The following is a 5,230-nucleotide window of genomic DNA, read 5'->3' on the forward strand; positions in this document are numbered from 1 at the left end:
GCTCTACACCAGCTCTACACCATTGAGGTCTCCAGCCTTCCGCCGCATCTTCAGGAGCGTTTGAAGGCCCTTCAAATCACCGATGAAGCGGTCTCAAAGCTTCGTTTCGGCGATCTTGCCCAACGCGAACGCAACTGGAGATTTGACGTCATCGGCCGTGCCCTGGAGCATCCCAAGGGCAGCACCGAGCGCAAGGCGGAAATAGACAGTCAGCACGGTCGCACCGTGCATGACTGGACTGGCCGGCCTACGCGGCTGGCAAAGTCCACGCTCTATCAGTGGATAGAGAACTTCGAGCTTTACGGCATCCATGGGCTGACAAGCCGTATTCGCAGAGACAAAGGCGAAAAGAGGGTTTTCATTTCGCGCGCTTGGACGAATGCCGTTCCGTTCGATGATGAGGCCAAGGCGGGCATTGAGTACGACCTCAAGCAATATGTGCGCGGCCTGGTAAAGGGCGATTCTACGCTGTCCTGGACGCTGGTGCTTACCTCCGAAAAGCTTATGGAGATTACCGCCGCCTACGGCTTCTCAGTTTCCAACGAAAAGCAGGAGGCAGAGATATTCACCATTCCGCGCAAGTTCGTTGATGACGAGAGAGCCTTCAAGGCTGTCGCTCGGCACGCGAAAGACCGAAAGGCGAGCGAGGACAACAAACCGCGCATACGCCGCACCACGGCGAGACTGGAGCCGATGGAAGTCGTGGTCATGGACGTGCATCATATCAATGTGCACGTGGCGCGCCCGGACGGCACCTATTCGACGCCAAAGTTGATTGCTTTCCACGACATCGCCACCAATCGCGTCTTCTGCGAGATCATCCAGTTCGAAAACCGCGGCGGCGTCCGCAACGCAGATGTTATCACGGCTTTCGTCAACATGTGCCAACACCCGGCGTTCGGCGTCCCGCAACACCTGTACGCAGACAACGGTTCCGAATACGGCTTTGCGGACGATCTCGAAGATGCGTTGAAGCTCGGTGCAAACGTGATCGGCTTTCACAGCCCGGAAGAGCGCAACCGCATCATTCGCGCCAAGCCCTACAATGCGGCTGCCAAACAGGTCGAAGGCTGGTTTCGCCAAATGAACCAGCAATATTTTCGGCACATTCAGGGTTGGCGCGATGATGATCCGATGAACCCGAAGCGTCCTCAGCTCGGCAAGCATCATGATCCCTATCCTCATGGCTTTGATGCCTTCTGCGATCAGGTCTTTAGTCTTCTGGCCGCCTATGAATACAAACCGCAGAGCGGCGAATTGAAGAATAGGTCTCCCTCCAAAGCCTTCGAGGAGCATGTGCAGCGGGGTTGGAAAGCGACAATTCTTGAGCCAAGCCGGTTGCTTACCGTCTTCACTCGCTCTGAAACCCGTGTCGTCAAAAAGCATGGCATCGAGGTTCGCGGCGCGGCGTGGACTTGTGACGGACTGCTGTCGTTCTTCGGCCGGACGGTCCTCGTACACATCCCGAAATATCATGGCTTTGCGGAACTCTTGGTCACCGACGAACACGGGGCGGAAATAGGTATCGCTGTCGCGGATCGCGCATTCGACGTGCTTGACGAACGCGGCGCACAGGAAAGCGCCCGCCGTTCTCGCATCAGGAATAAGGCAATCACCGATCTCCGCCAGGTCGCACCCGTCATCGATGTCGGGGCCGAGATCATTGGCTATGGCCGCAAGCAATTGCCGGTCACCCCCAATGATCCGCAAGGAACGATTTCGGTCACTCATCACAGCTCGCAGCGTCGGGCAATCCTGCCGGTCGCCGCCGAGGCCAACTCGCGCATTCGACAGGATGAAGAGCTTCGCCGGCAAAACGAAGAGGCGAGCGCTCTGATTGCTCAAATGCTCGGAAGAGGAAACGGAACATGAGAGGTAGGATCGACAGACCGGGAAACATTCCGGAAACCGTCGTGGAAACTGCGACTGTGGCCATTGCGCGAGACGCTGCCGATTATGCAATCGCGCTTCGCCGTCCGGTCCATATCGTTGGTGCTGCCGGCACCGGGAAAAGCTCTGCGCTTTGGCATATCGCCCAGTCAATGGGCGGATATTATTGCGAGATTTCCGGGCCGACGAAGGCGACGAAGGGCCTCTTCGAGCTTCTGTTGAAAACAGTTGGCGTATGGAACGGACAAAAATTCATCAGTGATCTGGCGGACGCAGTCTACCGGGCTTTCGAACCTGTCCAACGATACAGTAGTGCTGAGGGACAGTGGGTCATGGAACCGGCTTTCCTCGCAGTCGATGAGGTCCAGACACTGGAGCCTACGGCTTTCCGGGAACTTCTTCGTATTCAGGAAAAATGTGAAGTCGGCCTCATCGTCGCAGGCAACGCGGAACGCCTTGCCGGGAAGAAGCAGGATGCCGGCACCTGGGACCAGATCGAAAGCCGGATCACCATGCGCCGGATGCTGCCGGGTCCGAGTAAGAAGGACTGCGAACTGATCGGCAGCACGTTCAATGTCGAAGGCAAGGAAGCATATGACGCCCTGGCAAACTTTGGCATGCGAACCAACCTACGCGATCTGACGCACCTACTGGAGGCCGCTAAGCGCCTTTCGGGCGGCACGACAGGTATCCGGAAAAATCATCTTGAAGGCGCGCTGCGGACCCTAAATCCAAAACACGACGCCTTGAGGCTGCTCCGGCCCGAAGCGGCCTGACAGCCATTGTTTCGATGTTCCCACTGCGCATTTGTCCCGTGTTGCGCATCCTTCCCCTGTGCAAATGAGGTGCCAGATGCTTGATACGCATAAAGAAACATCAACTCCCCGGCTCGTGGAAAAGACCCTTCACGGTTCTCCGCAAGACAGGTTGAACCTGCGGCCTTTGCCGCGTCCCCTCGGTCACAATGGCCCGTATCTCGGTGCCAAATCCGGCCCGTTCTTCGGATCGCAAACACCCTTGGACCGCGATTGCGATCGCATTAAAGACCATTCAGACCTGTTTCGCAGTTTGGACAGCTTTGAGACCGACTTGCGCGAGGCGATCACTCGCGTATGGCGCGCCATTACCGAGGCCCAGATTGCGAGCGATGTCGGAGCCGTCGACCAGGCCGAAATCACGGAACTGACCGCAGACGCAACGACGCTGGCATTCCGCTACATGCAAGAGGCCTACCTCATTGCCGAAGTCATCAACGAACGCGAAAAGCGACGCATCCGCGAGCAAGAGGGCAGGGATTTCTTGTCTCTTATCCCCACGGCATTGCCTTCGGAAATGACGGCGCTGGAGCGGCTTGCCGAACAGAGCCGGATAGAATGGCAGATTTCGAAGTTGCTGGACCGGTTGGCGGATCATGGCATTCAGCGCGTCTGGCCCACCCATGATGTCGACAGGCTGCAAAAGCTGAATGAGCGCTTGGAAGCTGCTCTCCAGCCGATGAACGCCGATCAGTTGAATTCTTTTGGCAACGATGAGCTTGCCGAGGAATTAAGCCGGCTTGAGACGCAAGTCTCGCAAATCCGCCGGCAAATCACCGTGATCCACGCCATAAGGACAATTCGTCATGCGTAAACTGAGACAACCAGAAACTGATATTCCGTCGCCTGGGTCGATTTCCAAGAAGCAAATCGCCTTGCTTCATGTCGCCAAGAAGGAACTCGCCCTTGATGACGATAGCTATCGAGCGATCCTTCTGCGACATGGCCGCGTCGAGAGTGCAGCCGATCTCGACGCGAAGGGCTTCTATATGGTGATGAAGCACCTTACCGCGTGCGGTTTCCGTTCGTCCTGGACGCTCCGGACCTACGGCTATCGTCCGACCATGGCGACGCCGCCCCAAATCGATCTCATCCGGTCGCTCTGGTATCGCTTTAGCGGCAAGCCGGATGACGACGACGGCGAACTGAACAAATGGTTGGACCGCTTTCAGAAGGTCTCATCGTTGCGCTTCGTTGACAACAAAAAGGCCGCGAAGGTCATCTCTGCGCTCAAGGCGATGGTCGCTCGCAAACAGGATCAAATTTGAAGTGGTTTTGAAGCCCATGGGCGAGCTTTCTGCCAAAAAATGATGTAGGGACACGGATCGCGTATTCCTCGCGATCCTGGAGGCCTGTATGGCTTGGCCGAACAATCTAACTGCTGATGAGCGACTGGCAAGCGCAGTCGCAAAACTGAATGTGATCAATATCAATGCGCGGGCGGCGATCCGCGTGTTCGAAAACAACCGATTTTTCGTTTTCGACCCCGACTTTGATGCAAAAATTCCAGCAACGAAAGAAGGAATGTTCCTCCAGTTCGTGCAACACACCCTCGTGGGGGCGCTGGTTTTGGACGTCTGTCGGCTGTGGGATCGCACTAAGTCCAATAGGGACAGTCTGCCAACGGTTTGCGACCTGATAAATGACGCAAACATTCTCGCGCGGCAACAGCAGCTCCAAATTGACCACTCAAAGGCTCACCGGCACCTGACCGGTGATCCCGCGGCACGTCAGTGGATGACAGACGTCAGCGACAAGGAAATTGAACAGACGGCGGCGGACCGGCATGCCTTGCTCACAAAGACTGTGGCGGAGGTGACTGATTTTTCCGAGAATTCAGATTTGATCGCGCGGTTGCGGGAATTTAGAAACAACCACCTTGCGCACTCGCTTTCAGATAAGCAGCCGTCAAAGATCGATGCGCCGACATTTGGAGACGCGGGCGATCTGTTGAGCCAAAGCGAGCCGTGGATTGCCGCACTTCTGCAATGTGTTTGCTATTCCAGCTTTCCCTACGAAAAGTATCACTCGGACGAGGGCAATACTGCCAAGACCTTATGGAGCTCTTGCAGGTTCGAAGGATAGCGCATCGCTTGCCATGATAGCCAAGTGCGCACGCTACAGCACTTGAGCGAATAAGCCGGCCGGCGTAAACTCCGTAATATTGCCCGCGACGCTGCTTCCATTCTTCGGCAGTTCAGCGTAGTCTGCACTCGGTTCATCGACCAGGAAGGCCCGCCTTTAAGGCGGTTGGGATCAGCAGTTCCGGCTCCCCGATGAACCACATTGAACCGCCCCGGCTTTGCCGGAGACCGTTTGGTTTAAGTTATGCGGCCACGGCTGGTTCGTCCAGCATGGCGTAGTATCGTTCTTCGGCTTCAGCTGGTGGAATATTGCCGATGGGCTCCAGAAGTCGTCGATTGTTGAACCAATCCACCCATTCAAGCGTGGCGAACTCCACGGCTTCGAAGTTGCGCCATGGTCCTCGCCGATGGATGACCTCGGCCTTGTAAAGGCCGTTGATC

Annotated in this window: 6 protein-coding genes; 5 read left to right on the forward strand and 1 reads right to left on the reverse strand. The window is 56.3% G+C overall.

Features of this window, described 5'->3' with window-relative positions:
• The 5 genes from AC1D06_RS41705 to AC1D06_RS41725 all read left to right on the forward strand — a co-directional run.
• A partial coding sequence (locus tag AC1D06_RS41705; protein ID WP_477991348.1) for a hypothetical protein occupies nucleotides 1-1,872 on the forward strand: 1,872 nt, incomplete at its 5' end.
• On the forward strand, nucleotides 1,869-2,666 hold the full coding sequence (locus tag AC1D06_RS41710) for an AAA family ATPase (protein ID WP_477991349.1): 798 nt from the start codon (nucleotides 1,869-1,871) through the stop codon (nucleotides 2,664-2,666). The genes AC1D06_RS41705 and AC1D06_RS41710, both read left to right, overlap by 4 nt.
• A gap of 76 nt (nucleotides 2,667-2,742) precedes the next feature.
• Nucleotides 2,743-3,519: a hypothetical protein gene (locus tag AC1D06_RS41715; protein WP_477991351.1), complete on the forward strand. Its 777-nt coding sequence runs from the start codon at nucleotides 2,743-2,745 to the stop codon at nucleotides 3,517-3,519.
• Nucleotides 3,512-3,973 carry a regulatory protein GemA gene (locus AC1D06_RS41720; RefSeq protein ID WP_477991353.1) on the forward strand — a complete coding sequence of 154 codons (462 nt, stop codon included), beginning with the start codon at nucleotides 3,512-3,514 and terminating at the stop codon, nucleotides 3,971-3,973. The genes AC1D06_RS41715 and AC1D06_RS41720 overlap by 8 nt, the downstream gene beginning before the upstream one ends.
• A gap of 88 nt (nucleotides 3,974-4,061) precedes the next feature.
• Nucleotides 4,062-4,790, forward strand: a complete 729-nt coding sequence (locus tag AC1D06_RS41725; protein WP_477991355.1) for an AbiU2 domain-containing protein — start codon at nucleotides 4,062-4,064, stop codon at nucleotides 4,788-4,790.
• A 241-nt stretch (nucleotides 4,791-5,031) separates the two neighbouring features.
• Here the strand turns inward: AC1D06_RS41725 and AC1D06_RS41730 are convergent.
• Nucleotides 5,032-5,230: IS3 family transposase (locus AC1D06_RS41730; RefSeq protein ID WP_477991357.1), on the reverse strand; the 199-nt coding region annotated here is incomplete at its 5' end.

Source organism: Rhizobium sp. P2_G2 (assembly GCF_056403555.1).

Bases quoted from the DNA above. Each gene is read 5' to 3' on its own strand.
- AC1D06_RS41710 (WP_477991349.1), top strand. From the start codon at position 1,869: ATGAGAGGTAGGATCGACAGACCGGGAAACATTCCGGAAACCGTCGTG.
- AC1D06_RS41715 (WP_477991351.1), top strand. From the start codon at position 2,743: ATGCTTGATACGCATAAAGAAACATCAACTCCCCGGCTCGTGGAAAAG.
- AC1D06_RS41720 (WP_477991353.1), top strand. From the start codon at position 3,512: ATGCGTAAACTGAGACAACCAGAAACTGATATTCCGTCGCCTGGGTCG.
- AC1D06_RS41725 (WP_477991355.1), top strand. From the start codon at position 4,062: ATGGCTTGGCCGAACAATCTAACTGCTGATGAGCGACTGGCAAGCGCA.